The sequence below is a fragment of the Fictibacillus sp. KU28468 genome (genome assembly GCF_026153615.1).
Taxonomy (GTDB): domain Bacteria; phylum Bacillota; class Bacilli; order Bacillales; family Fictibacillaceae; genus Fictibacillus_C; species Fictibacillus_C marinisediminis.
In genome coordinates this window covers 3,901,770-3,919,880 of sequence record NZ_CP110666.1, presented here as the reverse complement: position 1 = coordinate 3,919,880, position 18,111 = coordinate 3,901,770, and the positions used below count along the sequence as shown (strand labels likewise).

Genomic DNA, 18,111 nt, shown 5'->3' with positions numbered 1-18,111 from the left:
TCTTTTTTAACGAATAAAAGTGAGGTGAATAGGCTGTGAGGTGTTTTTCTCCCAGCAAACATTATGGGTGACGTCGGTTTATTTCTTTCAGGAGCGGCCCTGTTCTTAAACAGCTTTATGCTATTCGGCAAAGCGGATGGCAAGAGCGTCGGATATTTTAACTTGTTTGTCGGAGTGCTTCAGGTGGTCATTCCTTTTTACTTGATTGTGATCTCGGATCAGCAGCATTGGACGATTTTTAACCTGGCTTCGATCTTTTTATTCGGGCTGACGTATTTATTTGTTGGTGTTACGAACGTGATAGGCCTTCACGGCAGCGGCCTTGGCTACTATTCGCTGTGGGTTTCGGTTATCGCAGTCCTGTATGCTGTTGTGTCGTTCCTGAAGTTCCATGATACAGTCGGCAGCTTAACTTGGGTGGCATGGGGCTATTTATGGTTCCTGTTCTTCCTTTCCGGTGCTTTAAACAAAAAGATCGATACGTATATCGGCAAGGTAGCTTTCGTGCAATCGTGGGTGACGCTGACTTTCCCTGCGCTTCTTTCCCTGGCAGGAGTATGGAAAACACAGGCCGTATCACAGGCTTGGACGTACTTGCTGATCGCATCGTTCGTGTACTTTATCGGTTGTACTATACAGCTGATCCTGTCTACTCAGAAAGAAGAAAAACGTTTGGAAGTACAGACGGCTTCTTAAATAGAAAGAAATTCTCTCGAAGGACCGGGAGGATTTCTTTTTTCTTTGGCGTAGTACTCCATCAATGAATAGAGAGTGGAGGCGGATAGGATGGCGAAAGAAGAACTGCAGGCCGTATGGTTTGAAAGCCAGCAAGCATTGGAAGAATGGCTTGAAGAACATCATGATTCATCCCCGGGCATTCGGCTTCATATTGCGAAAAAGAATTCAGGCAAGGTGACGCCGAGCTATGCCGAAGCGGTGGAAAGCGGTTTGTGCTACGGATGGATTGACAGCCGGAAGGAAAAGTATGATGATCAAACATGGCTGCAGCGGTTCACGCCGAGAGGGCCAAAGAGCGTATGGTCAAAAGTGAATAAGGACAAGGCTGAAGAACTCCTGGCGGCAGGTAGGATGAAGCCTTCCGGACTCCGGGCCATCGAAAAGGCGAAAGAAAACAGGCTTTGGGAAAAAGCGTATTCACCGCAAAGCGATAAGTCCCTGCCGGAGGATTTTGAAAAAGAGCTTGATCAGCGGCCAAACGCAAAAGCATTTTTTGAAACATTAAACAGCCAGAACCGGTATGCCATTCTTTACAGACTTCAGACGGCAAAGAAACCGGAAACCCGGATAAAACGGATGAATCAATTTTTGGAGATGCTGGAAAAAGGCGAGAAGATTTATCCGTAAGCATAAAAATGGAAAGCAGGAAAATGATGAGGATCAATCAATACATCAGTCAGGCAATGGCCATATCCAGACGGGAAACAGACAGGCTTCTTAAAGCGGGAAGGATTACTGTTAATGGTGCAGTAAGTGAGTTGGGACAGATGGTTAGTCCGGACGACATCGTGCGGATGGATGGGAAACCGATCGAAAATAAGGTACACTCGGTATATCTTGCATTGAATAAACCGGCCGGCATCACGTGTACGGCCGCTCCGCATATTGAAGGAAATATCATTGAATTTGTGAATTACCCTGAACGTATTTTTCCGGTTGGGCGTTTGGATAAGGGTTCAGAGGGGTTGATCCTGCTGACGAATGACGGAGAGCTCGCCAATGCCATCGCGCATTCTGATCACGGCCACGAAAAGGAATATTTAGTAACACTTGATAAGACTTTCAGTGATGAGTTTATCGCGAATATGGCAGGCGGTGTTCAGATTCCGAAAGCCTTCACTAAACCATGCGATGTGAAGAGGGTGAGCGAGGATGAGTTCCTTATCATCCTGACACAGGGGCTGAACCGCCAAATCCGGAGAATGTGCCGGGCGTTTGGTTATACGGTTACGAAGCTTGAACGGGTTCGCATCATGAATATTGAACTGGGTGAACTGCCCAGAGGCGAATGGCGTGAATTAACGGATGAAGAAGTGGAGGAGCTGAAAGAACAGCTCGGCATGTAAGATAGGTAAAGGAGGGAAACAAATGAAGGCACAGCTGAAGGATATCGTATCCAAGAGCATATTGACTCCAGGTGTTGGACAGCTGGATGACTTTTCACATTCGCTGAATCCATATGCAGGCTGTACCTTTGCCTGCTCCTACTGTTATGTGAGGCAGCTGCCGATCTCTCTTTACCGTGAAGAGGAGTGGGGCACATGGGTTGATATTAAGACCAATGCGGCAGAACTGCTGAGGCACGATCTTTTAAAAGCGAGAAAAAAGGGCCCAGTCACGATCTTCATGGCGTCTTCCACGGATCCGTATCAGCCGCTCGAGCACGAGACGAAGCTGACGCGCAGCCTGCTGGAGGTTATGCTGGAAGTTCCGCCGGATTTTATTCATGTTCAAACGCGTTCGCCGTTAGTGAAGCGTGACATTGACTTATTAAAAAAGTTTGGCGATAAGGCAAGAGTGTCGATGACAATCGAAACGGATAAGGAAGAAATCCGCAAAGCATTCGCGCCAACAGCTCCTCCTATACCGGCACGTATGAAAGCTTTGAAGGAAATAAAGGAAGCAGGAATTACCACCCAGGCCAGTCTTTCACCACTTCTCCCGTGTTCAAAAGAATTTCCTCAAAAACTTCGTCCGATCGCTGACCGGGTAACGATCGATGATTTTTGGATGGGAGACGGAAGCGGCGGGAAGCGCACGGAACGTCTTGGCATCTATGAAATCTATAAACGGATGGGTATGGAAAAGTGGTACCATCCAACGGCCCATAAAGTGGTTTTGAATATGATGAAAGAACAGATCGGCGATGAGGTGGAAGTGATGCTTTCCAAGGACGGCTTTACACCGGTCGATCCCGATCGGAAACCTGCGATTGGAGAGAACTTAACATTTTTTTAGCAGAGAAAGACCAGTCGAAAAGGACCGGTCTTTTTTTTGTGAAAGAAAAAACTTCAAAAATCAATCAGTGGCCCCGGGACTTTCCTATTCAGACTAACGCACTCTTTTGTAGAATATTCTGAAAATGTATATACTTGCCGCTCTTCTCTATGAATAATGGAAATATCTTATAGAATGGAGGAAGGCATATGCGGAAGACAATGGTGCTGAAGTGGATGGGCGTTTTAGGTTTCTTGGCTGGAATCGTTTTTGGCGGAATGAATTTTACATCGGCCACTAAGAATTCGGGTGATGTGGAGTGGAACGGCAAACAGCTGAGTACGCTGGAGGTTAACGGAAAGCCTTATGTACCGGCAGAAGAACTTGCTCAGGCGTCAGGAAGTGAACTGCACAAGAAACGAAATCATTATACTGTATCCTCGAGGCTTGACCGTATTATGAAAAAAGGGGTAATCCGCGTAGGGACCACAGGGGACTATAAGCCGTTTACCTTTTATAATACCAACACGAAAAAGTTTGAAGGCTACGATATAGAGGCTGCAGAGATAATGGCCAAGGACCTTGGAGTAAAGGTCAAATTTGTAAAAACTTCATGGCCAACGCTTATGAATGACCTGCTCGCTGACAAGTTTGATATGGCGGTCGGCGGGATCAGCCGCAACACGGAACGTCAAAAGACCGCGCAGTTAACCCGGCCGTATATGAATGAAGGGAAGGCCCCTTTAATCCGTATGGAGGATAAGGAAAAATACACGAGCCTTCAAGCGATCGATCAGCCAGGTGTTACGATTGGCGTAAATCCTGGTGGCACCAATCAAAAGTTTGTGGACGCAAACATTAAACGGGCAAAAGTGGTTGTGGTGGAGAATAATCTTGAGATTCCGCACATGGTGGCAGAAGGAAAAGTGGATGTCATGATCACGGATAGTACGGAAGCGATGTACTACGCGAGCCAGGACAAGCGGCTGTATGCAGCCCTTACTGACAACACTTTTACGAAGAGCCAAAAAGGATACTTGATTCCACGGGGCGATTCCGTATTTGAAAACTGGGTCAATCTCTGGATGGATGAAATGGAGCTTCAAGGTGAGTTTACGCGGTTAAAAGAGAAATATATCTATAATAAGCAGTCTAAGTGAATGAGGTATAGGGGGAGGGCGCTAGGATTTTAAGGAATACGCGCCGATCCAGGACAAATACGAGCCAATCTCAACGAAATACGCGCCGATCTCCACAAAATACATGCCAATGTAAAAAAGCTGATCCCATTCCAAGGATCAGCTTTTTCTATGATATCAATTATTCATTAATTCTCATAAACCGTAACTTTTACGTCTTTTCGTCCCCAGTTGATCGCATCCCCGTGATCTGGGATGAACACATCAATCATTTTGCCGTTGATTCCGCCGCCAGTGTCTCCGGCAATGGCCGTGCCATATCCTTCAACATATACTTTGGATCCGAGCGGAATGACAGCAGGGTCTACTGCAATGACCTTTCCATCACTGTATTTTTGCAGATCAATGCCCATTTTGGTCTTGCCGGAACAGCCTTCACAATCTGCCGTGTAAGCAGAGCTGTTTACCGTGAAACTGCGTGTGGAGTAGGAAGGGCTCTTTTGGCGAAGCTTTTGGTATGTTTTTGGCCCTGCGATGCCGTCCGCTGTAAGGCCTTGATTTTTTTGAAAGGCTGTAACGGCCGAAACGGTGCTGTCACCGTAGATGCCATCAACCGTTGAATCGTATGTATTCCATGCTTTTAATAAACGCTGGAGCTCAATTACGGGTTTCCCCATATCCCCATTGCGCAATACTTTAATTTTATTGATGGTCGACGATCCTGCAACCCCATCAACCTTCAAACGAGACTGTTCTTGAAAACGTTCAACTGCACCTTTCGTGATAGGTCCATAGTAGCCTGTAGCTGTATGGTATGGAAAAACGCCCTTAGTGAGCAAGTATTCCTGCAGCTGTTTTACATCATTGTTGCTCGATCCTTGAGAAAGCGATTGGCTGCCTAGAGCCGCGCTGCTGTGTCCCGGAAAGAATAGACCGGTACAGAGGACAGCCATCATGAGCAACCCCGTTAGTTTTTTTAACATAACAATTTCCCCCTTTAAATTCGATTCTTGATTCATGTAAACCCTCTAGGTTTTTCGCTAAGAAATGACAAATTAGGGGGAAATCTTGAATAAACACTTCTATTTTCCTATGAACCTTACAAGAAAATCCAAAGAGCTGTTTGCGGCAAATTTCCAGCAGGGTATTTAATGAAACAGAGGAAAAATAAGAAAGACTGACCGATAACTCGTCAATCCGTTTCCATATAAGGTGAATTTTTGATATATCGATAAAAATGGTTTAAAACAATAATCCCATGACCACAGTAGAGTAATAGACCCCGTTGATGTACGTGTCGTTTCGAATCAAGCCCTCTACTTCAAAACCAAGTTTCTTGTATAAAGTGATGGCCCGGTGATTGTCTTCCCGGGTCACTAAGCTGATTCTCTTGGTGATCCCGTTATGCCTTGCCCAATCCATCAGTTCAACCATCATTTTTTCCCCAAGACCCATCCCAGTATAGTTTTGAGAGATAACAATTCCCAGGGTGCCATTATGTTTCGACCGCGCTTTTTGTGACGAGTTAATGGTGGCGATGCTGATGATGGTATCGTCTATGGTGGCAACCAGCATGATGGAGTTTTCTTCAGCAGCCACACTTTCTATGTATGTTTCATACTCTTCTGGATTTCTAGTAAACTCGTTTCCTCCAAAAGAGAGAAAATTTGTTTCACCGCCGACCACATTATAAAAATCAATGATGCTCTGTGCGTCAGCCGGAATAGCTTCTCGAATCAAAGCTTGATTACCGTTCTTCATTACATAATCCCTCATATACAAACCTCCAACAATTATTGAACGGTGCCAGGCACCGCGAACTAAGCCTTAAGTCTTAGTATTTTTACGTTTACGGGGCTATAGAGATGTTCACCATCTTAAGGTATGGTATAGATAAAGAAAAGTAAATTTTTTCTAAAAGCGAAACCCAAGTTTGTTCTATTCGTAGTATTAGAAAAGACATGATGTCAGGAGTCGATATACATGAACTGGTTTTTAGCCTTATTCGTCAAGGTGATCAGTGCGGTCAATACGATGGTCATCGTCTGGCTGCTGTCCTTTTTTGCCTTCGATCAGTCTTTCTTGATCTCGAGTGCCTTTGCGGCCGGAGGAGCGGTGATTGGCTATATGATGACAGCGATGCTATGGAATTACCGCATGCTGCGTAAATTTAAGCTGACCCGCAGTGAATTTAAATATATCAAGAAAAATTTAGATGAAGCAAAGCCAAAGATTTACAGGCTGCAGAAGACGCTGTTCTCCATCAGGGACATTCCGACTTTGAAGCAGAGAATCGAACTGACGAAAATCACAAAAAAAATCTACAGCATGACGAAAAGGGAGCCCCGGCGCTTTTTCCAAGCGGAGCGTTTTTACTTTTCTCATTTGGATTCAGCCGTTGAGCTGACGGAAAAATACGCGTTCTTATCAGGGCAGCCGAAGAAAAGCTGGGAAATTCAGGATTCTCTTTCTGAAACAAGAAGGACGTTGAAGGAACTTACCGAATACATTGAAGAGGACCTTTACCACATGCTGTCAGATGATGTGGATCAGCTGAAATTCGAGCTGGATGTGGCCAAGCATTCGATAAAAACAATCAAAGACTCAAAATTAGAAACGAAAGCAGGCGATTATAATGAGCGATAATACGTCACCTCTCTATAATCATGACGATAAACTGGATATTATGGATGATTTGCTTTCCGACCCATTCGGAGGCAATGAAAGCGTACAGGAGCTAAAGAACGAAGAACATGCCCAAAAGAAGAGGCTGATCGACGTACTGCCTGATGAAAATAAAGCAAAAGCCTACCAGCTGGCCGAACAGATCGATCCGAAGAACCACCAGGCGATGATTACATACGGAACACCGGCACAGTCTAAATTACTCTCATTCTCCAACACGATGCTGGATCAAGTGAAAAAGCAGGATGTCGGGCAAGTCGGAGAAATCATACATGACTTGATGAAAAAGCTCAGCCATGTAAACCCTGATGAGCTGCAGTCGAACAAGCCGTCCTTGATCGGCAGGATGTTCGGCAAGATTTCCGGTTCAGTTCAAGAGGTGCTTTCCAAGTATCAAAAGACTGGCTCGCAGATTGACCGGATCAGCGTCAAACTCGACAGCAGCAAGAATGTGCTGCTCGCCGACATCGTCATGCTTGAAAAATTGTATGAGCACAACAAAGAATATTTTCAGGCATTGAATGTTTACATTGCCGCAGGTGAACTGAAGCTGGAGGAATTAAACGGAAAAATCATTCCGGCTCTCCGTAAAGAAGCAGAGACAACAAACGACCAGATGAAATATCAGGAAGTTAACGATATGGTGCAGTTCGCCGATCGGCTGGACAAGCGCCTTCATGACCTAAAATTGAGCAGGGAAATTACTATTCAAAGCGCACCTCAGATCCGCTTGATTCAAAACACGAACCAGGCGCTGGTGGAAAAAATTCAGTCCTCGATCATGACCGCCATTCCGCTTTGGAAAAACCAAGTGGCGATCGCACTTACCTTGCTTCGCCAACGAAGTGCGGTAGAGGCGCAGAAACAGGTCTCCAAAACGACAAATGAGCTTTTATTGAAAAACGCCGAGATGCTTAAAGCAAATACAATTGAAACGGCGAAGGAAAATGAGCGAGGATTGATTGATATTGAAACGCTTAAGAAGACGCAGGAAAACTTGCTGACTACCCTGGAGGAGACTTTGCGGATCCAGGAGGAAGGCCGCCATAAACGCCGTTTGGCCGAGAACGAACTCGCTCAGATGGAAACAGGGCTGAGGCAGAAACTGCTTGAGATTAAGGGGCAATAATGGATTAAAAGGCTGTACCACACGACGTGGTGCGGTCTTTTTTAATGTGCATACATCTTTGTGGAATCCCCTTTTTATCCATGGAATGCGTGAACCGCATTGGCACCCGAACGCCTGGGAACTGACGCCGTTGTTTCAGGAGAAGCCATGGTATCCATTGTCGAGCAGGATTCCAAAAAGCAGCATCACGTCAAGCCAGGTAAAAGCCCACAAAGGTATGGTCTTTTACAATTCACTCTTCAGTTTTTCCACACTTTTCTATAAAATAAAAAGAAAGAATATTCTGTTAAGTGAGGAGGTTAATATGCTGACACGTGAACTGAATTCTTTTCCTTATCCGTTTAAGGGCGATCAATACCGCTATTCCAACAACTCCGTCTCCATGACTCGGCCATCCAGTATAGAAATTACTCCACGTTATACAGAAGAGGTCCAACTAAAGCGAGACCTGCTAACCCATCATCCTGAACGCTGCTTTCAATCCCTTTCTCACACGTTAAAGAGCCAGTGGGAGATCGTAGACCTGGTAACTGAAAACCTAGTAACCTATTACCCCGAGCAGTTTGCGCTTCAAAAAAAAGGGGATCACTGGACTTTTGTAAATAAGATCCTTGGAGAGATCTCTCATTTTACCTATGGCGATGAAACGACGATTCCGATTGAGCCTTTAGACTTTATCGGCAGGCATGTCCAGGAAGATCTCATTCTCATGATGGAGAGGGATGGGGATCTGTATTTGGATGCGGGGCAGCTCTGCTTTCCAGCCAATTGGTCGCTGGCGTTTAACCTTGGCATGGAATTTAAAGAGATCCATCATCCGATACCAGGGTTTAAAGAGGAAGGGCTGGACGGCCGCATTTTGCGGTTTTTAAAGAGGCTGGAGGCAGGAGCCCCTTGGGAGCGGCTGAATTGGTCTTTAATGGCGGGGAACAAGCTCGATACGTCATTGGAAACGTTTCATGAATGGGGGAAAGAACGAAAGAATGTAACAGAAGAAAATGCAGGCGAGCTCGTTCATTTGCGAGTGGAAGTCCAGAAGCTTTTTCGATTGCCGCAAAGCAACGGAATTTTGTTCACGATTCATACTCATTTATTGGCAATGGAAGACTTTACTGCCAACACAGTCTGGCTTCAGCAATTTTATCAGATTATAAAAGAACTCCCACAACATATTGCGGATTATAAAGGAATCTCCCTCTATAAAAAGCAGCTTCTGGCCTATCTGGAAGAGAAGCTAAAAAGCAGGAATCCTACATGAAGTTTGTGCCGGGAAAGCGAAAATACCTTATTTGCGGAGATACATATGGAATCAGATTGCTGCAGCCAATCACCCAAAAAATCATGGGACAAAAAACACCTTTTGAACGAATGGAGATCACTGATGAGATAAAAGTCCGCAGCTGGCTGAGCCAACAGAAAATGGGATGCTATCTTTATGTTTCGGCAGCATGGCCAGAGATTGAGAGACTTAAAAACATCACCGAAGATATCGGCTTCCTCTCTGAGGAAGAGGTGCAATTCATCGGCCATGGTGACCGCGTCATTCATGTGTTCTGCTGCCGCTGCCACAGACTGACTGAGCTGAAAGTGACCCATTCTGAGACACTTCAGGATGGGATGGAGATCACATGCTGCCAATGCGCCTTACTTCTTTCAGTAAGTGATCATTATTCATCATTAAGAAATGCGTATTTAGGCTATGTAGCCAAACTTTAATTGGAGATGAACGGTGATGCTGCAAGAAAACATGCTTCCTGTTACGGTAACAGCTATCCATCAAGAAACTCTCAAAGTGAAACACTTTGAGCTGGCTTCGCTTGACGGCCGGCCGCTTCCGCCATATAGCGGAGGTTCGCATATCGGTATTTTTATAGAAACAGAGAAAGGAGCAATACATCGCCACTATTCTTTAACCGGACATACACGCAAAAGAGGACATTATGAGATTGCTGTGGCGCTTAACGAAGATTCAAATGGAGGCTCCGCTTTTATGCACCATGGAGTAATAGAAGGAGACATGCTGTACATCAGTTACCCGAAAAATCATTTTCCTTTGAGCTTTAAAGCAAAGCTTCATGTGTTTTATGCTGCAGGGATCGGAATTACTCCCTTTTTAAGCATGATGGAAGAATTGAAAGGGAAAAATGTTCCCTTCGTATTGCACTATACCGCCAAGACCAAAGACGCCTGCGCGTTTTATTCTTTCCTGAAAAAAACTTATCCTGAACAGTGCAGCTTCTATTTTTCCCGTGAACCGTTGGGAGAAAGGCTGACTACAGATACTCTCGCTCAGCATCCTATCGGAACCCATGTGTACTTTTGCGGACCGGATTCTTTTATTACTGAATTCACTGATGCAGCAGCACAATTAGGCTATCCATCTTCCAATATTCATGTTGAACGGTTTACCCCTCTTAAATCAAATGTTCAAAACGTTTTTCACGTAAAACTGACTAACGGAACGATCCTGCAGGTAGCGGAAAACCAGACCTTGCTTGATGCTCTTCATGAGAATGGAATTAATACTCCGTATTCTTGCCGGGCAGGACGCTGTGGTACGTGTGAGATCAAAGTTAAAAAGGGGGAGGTTGATCATTGCGACTCTTTTCTGACAGAAGAGGAGAAGGGTACGAATGATACAATCTTAGCATGTGTATCGAGGGCAAAATCACGTGAGCTGGTGTTAGAGATCGAGTAACAAAAAAGAGAGTAATTCGAGTGGCTGTTTTCGGAAACAGTTTGGGCGTGGTCGTCATGACATTCATTGATTATTGGATCTATAAAGATGAAGCGGAAACGGTACGATTGGTTTAAAAAGTAGACGAACGCTCAAAAACTGCGTGTTGCTCTGGCTTTTATTATGATTCTCCTTTTCCTTATCTTACGATTTGAGAAATGATAGAAGTAATCTCAACAATTTATAAGGGGGCTGTCCTGAAAGTCGAAAATTGACCTTCAGGCAGCTCCTTTGACGTGAAAAATCTTCAATGAAAAGTTGATTGGAGTGCAAGGTGCGAGACTCCTCGAAAATGAACTTCACATTTTCTTCGTGCGATAAAAAGCTGCCGGAGCCTTCCTTGTCCTGCGGGACTAGCGTGACAGGTGAGACTCCCGCAGGCGCTTGCGCCAAAAAGTAGCGTTCACGCCGGTAAGGCTCACCGCACGCCCCGCTGAAAGCGAGCAGCCTGGAGCGGAGATCAACAGCTATCAGACTTCTTGGACAGCCCCTTTTTTTCTGTTTGTTCATGTTATTGTTTTGGTAGGGTGTGTATCACCCCTTATTTTTGGAGAAAGACTTTAGGGCTTCTTTTAAGCATCAGTATGGGATGCCCAATAGGGTTGGAAATCGATTTAAGGAATTCTTACCATGTATAATGAATAAAAAGAGTTAATATATCCCATTCAAACAAAAGGAATTTATGGAATAATATGACTTGTGTTTATTAACAAAGGAGGAGAATTCTATGAAACTAGTTAAGTCAATTTTGGTTTCAGCTTTATTATTTTCAATGTTTCTTGCTTATGGACCGAGTTCGGCAGAAGCTGCAAAAGTTAAAGGTTTTGATTACAAGCCTGGCGATGTACTGATCACAAAATCGTATAGTTCCTACAAACTGGTAGGACATGCTGGAATTGTGCTGCCTGACGGAAAGAATGTACTTTTTACAAGTACCAGCAACAACAAAAAGCCTTACGTTTGGAGTATCAGCAAATGGCTGGATCACTATGATACAACCAAAGTAGTCCGGCATAAAAGTACTACTGTAGCAGGAAAAGCAGCGAAGAACGCTTATGATAATTACTGGAAAACAGGTGCCAAATATAAAAACAGTACATACAAGGTTTCTACTGATCCTACAAATAGAAAATATCTTTATTGTTCTGAAATAGTTTGGCAGGCTTACTACTATGGAGCAGGTGTTGATTACCAAATGAAAATGTGGAATCAAGGGACTTCAAGGTACATTTATGTTAGGCCATCCATAGTAAAACCGTATTTTTATGTGGACACAGAATTACAAAAGCACAATGGATTTTCTACGGTGAAAAAAATCAACTGGAATTAAGAAAATAAGAAAAAGCAGACAACAAGTCTGCTTTTTCTTATTTTTATTTGCTTATTGTATTATAAGCAGGAATATCCAATATAAGTTTATAGGATGAAAGCAGTTTGTAAAGATTGTACATCTGGGTCGTCTGTTTGGAAGCCCAGCCGATATCGCTTGCATATTGATGAGTGGCTTTGCCTGTTAGTGAAGCAGCTAACGGATTCCATCTCATTTTATAGAGCGTATCCTGTCCTGCTTGGATATAATCGTTCGATATAAACTGAGCTCCCCCAATAATGGCAGCTTCAGGGGTAAACCAGCCTTCTTCATAGGCGCGTTTTGCACCCATGTTTATAGGGTCGCTGTCAATCGCTCCAATTCCATACATGTTGTACACCATCTTGGCACCGTTCTCGCCATTATAAAGGATTCCATTTGCCAGCTTGGAAGTGCCGTTGCCAGTTTCAAGAAGAGCATGGGAAATCAGATAGATTTCATTTACTCCATAGGCTTTCCCTGCCTCAATGAACGCATCTGCCTTTCCTGCAAGAATACCTTTGCCGGCAAGAATTCGATCATTGACTTCACTGTTAAGAACACTTGCACTTTGAGAGAGCTTTAAAAATTGAAAAGACTTTACTGCATCGCCCTTAAAATTGTTAACGTCCAGATAATATTTCACGTCATCAGGACTCGCATTGACCCACTTTTTATTGTAGACCACTTGATACCAGTTGTAGCCGTCAGCACCTTTTACAGTGTTTACGATCTGAAGGATGTCCCCATTGCTGACACTGCCTACTGCCCAGTACTGATCACCGGCACCGCCTCTGACGCGCCAGCCGGTTCCATCAACAATTCCGGATGTACTGCTCGTCAGATCAACAGCATCTTCGCGGATATACGTATTGTACTTTTTATCGGTCTGCGGGTTCACCTTCATTTGGATGGCAACCATCTCATCCAGTGTCTTTCCGTAGGCTGTATTCGTAATCCCAGGTGCTGCTTCTGCTTGATCCACAAGGTAGGAGGAGCTGACATATCCGGTATTTCCGCTTGCTGTCACTTTGGACCAGCCTTTGGTCTCCGATTGAACGGTAACCGGTGTGTTGTGCGCCAGTATGGCAAGGACAGAATAGGTAGTGGCCGGACCTGAACGCATATTAAGGCTGGAATTCACGCCAACCTTTACAAACTTAATGACAGTCTTTACTGGTTCTGCCGGCTTGCTGGCCACTGGCTTTGTCGCAGAGAGATAGCTTGAATTTACATATCCGTCCTTATTGTTGGCCTTGATCTTGGACCAGCCTTTGGATTCGGAATAAACCGTTACTTGCAGTCCGTTCACGAGTTTGGTAATGATAGCTGCATCGCCAGAAGGGCTTTTTCTCAGATTAAGTGTATCGGAATTTACCTTTACATATTTAATTGTAGTCTTTGGGGCAGCCGGTTTTGGTGCACTGACTGCCGGCTTTTTGGCAGAAAGATACACGGAGCTGACATACCCGTCTTTGCCGCTGGCTTTGATTTTAGCCCATCCTTTCGACTCGGTATAGACCGTAACCGCCAAGCCGTTCTTTAGCTTGGTTACGACCGTTGCTTTGGCAGAAGCACTTTTTCTCAAATTGAGAGTGTCTCCTGATTTCACCATAACATATTTCGTAACGGTTTTCGGTTTAGCTGCTGCTGGTGCTGCCGGTTTGGTTGTAGACAAATAGGTTGAAGTGACATAACCGGTTTTACCGCTGGCTGTAATTTTAGCCCAGCCTTTGGATTCGGAATAGAATGTAACCTTTGTTCCTTTGGCTAATTTGGCGATGACCGCGGCCTTTGAAGAAGCGCTCTTTCGCATATTCAATGTGCCCTGGCTCACTTTTACAAATTTAATGGCCGTTTTTGGTTTGACGGCACTTACTGTTGTTTTGGCTGAAGATTTGGAAATCAGATATTTCGTACTGACATAGCCATATTTTCCGTTGTACTTCAGTCTTGTCCATCCCTTGCTTTCGGAATAGACGATTACTTTGTTGCCTTTTACGAGTTTGCCGATAATGGCAGACTTTGTCGTTGCGCTTTTACGCAAGTTCAAGCTTGAGTTTGCACTGACATTCACATACTTTGTTTTTAACTCCTGAGCGGAGACGGGATTGGCATGTATACTCTGGTATAAAGAGGCTGTGGTTAGTACGGCAAAACATAACCCCGAAATTGCTAGCTTTTTCATCTCAATCTCCTCTGCACATCATTTTTTATAATCAAAACGTTTCACAATGTTTGATTCATAGATGTGTATCGGCAAATGGTCTGAATTGTTTTATTACATTTAGTTAACAATGCGATAAAATAGTTCTATTTCAGTAGTTTAATAACAAGGGATTCTAATAATCCTGGGGAAATAGTACCTAACAGGAAATAGGGGCTCTTACAACTTTTGTGATGGCATTGCTCGATTCTACTCTAAAAATAATGGGAGGAAGAATGAATGTATCCGACGATTGGAAGGTTATTTGAGCAGACGGTAAGAAAGTATCCAGGTAAAGAGGCGCTGGTCGATCTATCCCGGAGCCAAAGGTGGACGTACGGAGAATGGGATCAGTATGTAAACCGCACGGCACAGGCGTTTCTGGCAGCCGGGGTAAGGAAGGGGGATGTTGTTTCTGTTTTCATGTACAACACAAGTGAATTTGCAACGGTTTACTTCGCTTGTGCAAAAATAGGCGCGGTCATCAATCCCATCAACTTTCGGTTAAAGTCAGGTGAAGTCTCGTACATACTCAACGATTCCAAGCCTGTCCTTTTTATTTATGAAAAGGATCTGGAGCAGCAGGTGAAGGTTCTGTTTGATGAGTTTCCGCTCGTCTCCTTCTGGTCGGTCAGCGAGAAGGTTCCGGATCAGGCAGTCCGTTTTCACAATCGGGTTCAAGAAGCTCCAGCCCAGGCGCCGAATGTTGAGTTGGATGAAAACGACTTGTACGCCATCATGTATACGAGCGGGACGACCGGACAGCCGAAGGGCGTGATGCACCGCCACAGAGACATGATCGAGCAAAGTTTGACCTGCATGCAGGCGCTGCAGCTGAGACCATCTGACAGAGGGCTGACAGCAGCCCCGATGTTCCACTGTGCTGAACTGCACTGCGCTTTTTTGCCGCGTGTTCATAATGGATGTACGACAGTGATCATGCACCATTTTGATGCAAAAGAAGTTCTCCAAACGATTCAGGACGAGAAAATTTCCGTCATGTTTGCAGCGCCTACCATGTGGAATATGATGCTGCAGGAAGATCTGTCGCAATACGAGACCTCTTCCATGAGATTTGGGCTTTATGGCGGGGCATCGATGGCACCGGTTCTTGTGCGGGCACTTGGTGAAAAGCTGGGCATTAAGCTTGTACAAGCGTATGGCATGACGGAGATGGGACCGGCTATCGCCTTTTTGTTTGAAGACGAACAGGAGGCTAAAGCAGGTTCGGCGGGTAAAGCCTGCTTTAACCATGAAATTCGTGTCGTGCGCCCGGGAACTCAAGGGCCGTCTGATCCGGAAGACATTCTTCCGCCGGGAGAGGCTGGAGAGATCATCGTCAAGGGGCCGAGTATGATGAAAGGGTACTACAACCGGGAAGAGGCGACAGATCAAGCTGTACATAAAGGCTGGTACCATAGCGGGGATATCGGCTATATGGATGAGGAAGGATACCTTTTCGTTTCTGACCGGATGGACGATATGATCATCAGTGGTGGAGAAAACATCTACCCGCGTGAGGTGGAAGACCTTTTATACGAGCATGAAGGGGTTCTTGATGTCGCTGTGCTGGGAGAGCCGGATGAAAAGTGGGGAGAGCGGGTGACGGCCGTCATCGTGAAAAAAGCAGGAGAGCTGACCGAAGATGCGCTTGATGAATTCTGCAGAAACAGCCATAAGCTGGCAGACTACAAGCGGCCGAGGAAATTTATCTTTGTCGATGAAATGCCAAGAAACGCGAGCGGCAAGATCCAAAAATTCCTGCTGCGTGAAAAGTATACGAACATCTCTGCAAAATAAAAAGAAGCCGTTAGAGCTGCGGTAGAAGGGCCTGCTGGATTTTTTGGCTGACATCACCGCGGCTGATGACACCGATTTGCCGTTTTTTTTGTCTACAGCGGGAAGTTTTTTAAAATAGTGCTTTGCGAGCAGACGCAGTACTTCAAATTTGGCTTGACCACGTATACGGAAGGAAAGAAGAAAAAAGTAAAACCTGTATCGCCTTATGGCGGCACAGGTTTCTATTTTTGTATGGTGAAATGAGGCAGTGGGCTGACTTTTTTATGAAAATGAGGTGTTTTGCAAGTATATGGTAGATTCTCGCAAGTAAAGTCGGCCTTCTCGCAAGTAAATGGTGGATTATTGCAAGTAAAGTCAGTATTTTTGCAAGTAATTAGGGTTAGTAGGGTTAGTCTTAAAAGTAGACACGTCAAAATGAGAATCACGTTATAATTCAGTTAACTGATTTCAAATAAAGGACGTGTTCTTATTGGGTAAAAAACATCACACAAAAGAGTACAAAGAATATGTGGCGAAACTAGTCGTGGAGGAGGGCCGGCGGATTACGGATATGGCCTATGAACTGGACCTTACGGTATCCTCGATCTCCAGATGGGTGAAGCTTTACAAGGAAAAAAAGAAAAGTGAAGCTCCAGATGAAGGCTATGTTACGCCTACTGAACTGAAGAAAATCAAACAAGACTATGAGAAAAAGTTACGCGACATGGAAGTCGAGAATGAAATCTTAAAAAAAGCTATGCACATCTTCACGAAAAAGCCCGAGTAAAGTATGCCTTCATCTATGATCATCGCGATGAGTATACGATTGTGAAGATGTGCAAGGTCCTCCAGGTGTCAGTCAGTGGGTATTACAAATGGCTTTGTCCAAAAAATCCACAAAAGGAAGCGTATAAGCAGGAAATGAAGCAGAAGATCTGCCAGTCGTTCCATGAAAGCTTGGGGACCTACGGTAGCCCAAGAGTCTACCAGGATCTCTTGGATTGGGGCTATCAAGTTTCTCAAAAAACAGTCGGCCGCTGGATGAAAGAGATGGAACTAAAAGCCACTCCATTAGAGGCTTTTATGGTGACGACCGAATCAGACCACGAGCTGCCTGAAGGTCAATTTTCGACTTTCATGACAGCCCCTTTTCCCCTGTTAGTTATCGCGTTTTTTATTCATTGATTTCAATGCGTTGCGGTAATCGTTATCTTTCATCGAATGCTTTTCTGGAGCCTCTGCCGGTACGGCAGGCTTAGCAGGTGTTTTTAACCGCTGCAGAGCATGACGGTACTCCGTGTCACTCATAGCATTCGGGTCTTTCTCTGGTACGTTCTCTTCTATTGCTGGTGATGGTGGAGCCATATTCTCGTGATTTTCCTGGGCAGCGGCAGCTATTTCTTCTTGTACAGGCTCCTGTATCGGTTTTTCCGCAACCGGAGACTGCATGTTTTCATCCGCTGTATTCGCCTTGCCTTTAGCGGCAAAAGCCCTCGTATTAATAACAATTAAGACTGCAATTAAAATCACGGCGACTACAATAAGTAATATGCCGATCATTTTTCCATCACCTACCGTTCTGTAAATTGCTGTGCAACAAGAGCTACACGCTCTCCCAATGCGCGTCCAAGAGCCTGGTCGTCCTCGGTAATGAGTTCATTCCCTTCAATCGGACAAGTTATTCCCACTCCGTAGTAAGATCCATACAGGGCGTTTTCCGGGACATTACCTGGAAGTCCTGCGATGATCATACCTTGGTGAAGCATTGGAGTAATGAGGTTAAGAAGAGTTGCTTCTAAACCGCCGTGAGTTGTAGCTGTTGTACAGAACACAGCCCCCACTTTGTTGATTAGTTTTCCTTCTGCCCATAGATAGCCGAGCTTGTCGATCCAGCTTTTTAGCCCTGAGCTGATGGTGCCGAAATGTCCTGGGCATCCCCAGATGATCGCATCCATCTTAGGAAGGGAGTAAACATCTGCTTCATCTACATGCTGCAGATAGACATTTGCGCCGTTCACTTGCTGTGCTCCAGCTGCGATGGATTCGGCAAGTGCCTTTGTATGGCCGCCTTCACTATCGTAGACAATACATATATTCATGAAACATTCCTCCAGATTTTTATAGAGTAGGGTG

Annotated in this window: 20 protein-coding genes; 14 read left to right on the top strand and 6 right to left on the bottom strand. The window is 44.8% G+C overall.

Annotated features, from left to right (window positions below; all coding sequences use genetic code 11):
• The first annotated feature begins 63 nt into the window (after nucleotides 1-63).
• The 5 genes from OKX00_RS20685 to OKX00_RS20665 all read left to right on the top strand — a co-directional run bounded on the left by OKX00_RS20685 (nucleotide 64) and on the right by OKX00_RS20665 (nucleotide 4,115).
• Nucleotides 64-696 carry an AmiS/UreI family transporter gene (locus OKX00_RS20685; protein ID WP_265408661.1) on the top strand — a complete coding sequence of 211 codons (633 nt, stop codon included), beginning with the start codon at nucleotides 64-66 and terminating at the stop codon, nucleotides 694-696.
• Nucleotides 697-786: 90 nt separating this feature from the next.
• Nucleotides 787-1,365 (top strand): YdeI/OmpD-associated family protein, encoded by a 579-nt coding sequence (locus OKX00_RS20680; protein WP_265408660.1) that lies wholly within the window; start codon nucleotides 787-789, stop codon nucleotides 1,363-1,365.
• 26 nt (nucleotides 1,366-1,391) lie between these two features.
• Entirely contained in the window at nucleotides 1,392-2,084 is a 693-nt protein-coding gene (locus OKX00_RS20675) for a pseudouridine synthase (RefSeq protein WP_265408659.1), read from the top strand.
• Between the two features lie 22 nt (nucleotides 2,085-2,106).
• Nucleotides 2,107-2,976 (top strand): SPL family radical SAM protein, encoded by an 870-nt coding sequence (locus OKX00_RS20670; protein ID WP_265408658.1) that lies wholly within the window; start codon nucleotides 2,107-2,109, stop codon nucleotides 2,974-2,976.
• Between the two features lie 188 nt (nucleotides 2,977-3,164).
• The gene (locus OKX00_RS20665; RefSeq protein ID WP_265408657.1) at nucleotides 3,165-4,115 is read left to right on the top strand and encodes a transporter substrate-binding domain-containing protein; all 951 of its coding nucleotides are present in this window, start codon (nucleotides 3,165-3,167) and stop codon (nucleotides 4,113-4,115) included.
• 167 nt (nucleotides 4,116-4,282) lie between these two features.
• Here OKX00_RS20665 and OKX00_RS20660 read toward each other — a convergent pair whose 3' ends face one another.
• Together OKX00_RS20660 and OKX00_RS20655 are read right to left on the bottom strand one after the other, a co-directional pair.
• Nucleotides 4,283-5,077: a peptidoglycan-binding domain-containing protein gene (locus tag OKX00_RS20660; RefSeq protein WP_322114333.1), complete on the bottom strand. Its 795-nt coding sequence runs from the start codon at nucleotides 5,075-5,077 to the stop codon at nucleotides 4,283-4,285.
• A gap of 259 nt (nucleotides 5,078-5,336) precedes the next feature.
• Nucleotides 5,337-5,870, bottom strand: coding sequence for a GNAT family N-acetyltransferase (locus OKX00_RS20655; RefSeq protein WP_265408656.1), 534 nt, complete (start codon nucleotides 5,868-5,870; stop codon nucleotides 5,337-5,339).
• 207 nt (nucleotides 5,871-6,077) lie between these two features.
• On the opposite strand from OKX00_RS20655, the gene OKX00_RS20650 reads away from it, so the two are divergent.
• From OKX00_RS20650 to OKX00_RS20630, 5 genes are all read left to right on the top strand, one after another.
• Nucleotides 6,078-6,740: a 5-bromo-4-chloroindolyl phosphate hydrolysis family protein gene (locus OKX00_RS20650; RefSeq protein ID WP_265408655.1), complete on the top strand. Its 663-nt coding sequence runs from the start codon at nucleotides 6,078-6,080 to the stop codon at nucleotides 6,738-6,740.
• The gene (locus tag OKX00_RS20645; protein WP_265408654.1) at nucleotides 6,730-7,908 is read left to right on the top strand and encodes a toxic anion resistance protein; all 1,179 of its coding nucleotides are present in this window, start codon (nucleotides 6,730-6,732) and stop codon (nucleotides 7,906-7,908) included. Before OKX00_RS20650 ends, OKX00_RS20645 begins: the two co-directional genes overlap by 11 nt.
• Before the next feature lie 304 nt (nucleotides 7,909-8,212).
• The gene (locus tag OKX00_RS20640; RefSeq protein ID WP_265408653.1) at nucleotides 8,213-9,166 is read left to right on the top strand and encodes a heme-dependent oxidative N-demethylase family protein; all 954 of its coding nucleotides are present in this window, start codon (nucleotides 8,213-8,215) and stop codon (nucleotides 9,164-9,166) included.
• Nucleotides 9,163-9,624 carry a hypothetical protein gene (locus OKX00_RS20635; protein ID WP_265408652.1) on the top strand — a complete coding sequence of 154 codons (462 nt, stop codon included), beginning with the start codon at nucleotides 9,163-9,165 and terminating at the stop codon, nucleotides 9,622-9,624. Before OKX00_RS20640 ends, OKX00_RS20635 begins: the two co-directional genes overlap by 4 nt.
• Nucleotides 9,625-9,640: 16 nt before the next feature.
• Nucleotides 9,641-10,606, top strand: coding sequence for a PDR/VanB family oxidoreductase (locus tag OKX00_RS20630; RefSeq protein ID WP_265408651.1), 966 nt, complete (start codon nucleotides 9,641-9,643; stop codon nucleotides 10,604-10,606).
• Between the two features lie 183 nt (nucleotides 10,607-10,789).
• Here OKX00_RS20630 and OKX00_RS20625 read toward each other — a convergent pair whose 3' ends face one another.
• Nucleotides 10,790-11,155, bottom strand: a complete 366-nt coding sequence (locus tag OKX00_RS20625) for a hypothetical protein (RefSeq protein WP_265408650.1) — start codon at nucleotides 11,153-11,155, stop codon at nucleotides 10,790-10,792.
• Nucleotides 11,156-11,372: 217 nt separating this feature from the next.
• Here OKX00_RS20625 and OKX00_RS20620 point away from each other — a divergent pair, with 217 nt between their 5' ends.
• Nucleotides 11,373-11,975, top strand: a complete 603-nt coding sequence (locus OKX00_RS20620; protein ID WP_053355826.1) for a YiiX/YebB-like N1pC/P60 family cysteine hydrolase — start codon at nucleotides 11,373-11,375, stop codon at nucleotides 11,973-11,975.
• A 43-nt stretch (nucleotides 11,976-12,018) separates the two neighbouring features.
• Here the strand turns inward: OKX00_RS20620 and OKX00_RS20615 are convergent, their stop codons facing one another.
• Nucleotides 12,019-14,181, bottom strand: coding sequence for an SH3 domain-containing protein (locus OKX00_RS20615; protein ID WP_265408649.1), 2,163 nt, complete (start codon nucleotides 14,179-14,181; stop codon nucleotides 12,019-12,021).
• 258 nt (nucleotides 14,182-14,439) lie between these two features.
• Here OKX00_RS20615 and menE point away from each other — a divergent pair, with 258 nt between their 5' ends.
• From menE to OKX00_RS20600, 3 genes are all read left to right on the top strand, one after another.
• Nucleotides 14,440-15,999 carry an o-succinylbenzoate--CoA ligase gene (gene menE / locus OKX00_RS20610; RefSeq protein WP_265408648.1) on the top strand — a complete coding sequence of 520 codons (1,560 nt, stop codon included), beginning with the start codon at nucleotides 14,440-14,442 and terminating at the stop codon, nucleotides 15,997-15,999.
• A 460-nt stretch (nucleotides 16,000-16,459) separates the two neighbouring features.
• Nucleotides 16,460-16,765 carry a transposase gene (locus OKX00_RS20605; protein ID WP_265408647.1) on the top strand — a complete coding sequence of 102 codons (306 nt, stop codon included), beginning with the start codon at nucleotides 16,460-16,462 and terminating at the stop codon, nucleotides 16,763-16,765.
• 47 nt (nucleotides 16,766-16,812) lie between these two features.
• A complete protein-coding gene (locus OKX00_RS20600; protein ID WP_265410601.1) occupies nucleotides 16,813-17,163 on the top strand; it encodes an IS3 family transposase in 351 nt (116 codons plus the stop codon).
• On the opposite strand, the gene OKX00_RS20595 is transcribed toward OKX00_RS20600, so the two are convergent.
• Both OKX00_RS20595 and OKX00_RS20590 read right to left on the bottom strand, forming a co-directional pair.
• Entirely contained in the window at nucleotides 17,137-17,538 is a 402-nt protein-coding gene (locus OKX00_RS20595) for a hypothetical protein (RefSeq protein WP_265408646.1), read from the bottom strand. The two genes, OKX00_RS20600 and OKX00_RS20595, sit on opposite strands and share 27 nt — an antisense overlap.
• A gap of 11 nt (nucleotides 17,539-17,549) precedes the next feature.
• Complete coding sequence (locus tag OKX00_RS20590; protein ID WP_062238815.1) at nucleotides 17,550-18,077, bottom strand: NAD(P)H-dependent oxidoreductase; 528 nt, start codon at nucleotides 18,075-18,077, stop codon at nucleotides 17,550-17,552.
• Nucleotides 18,078-18,111: the final 34 nt, after the last annotated feature.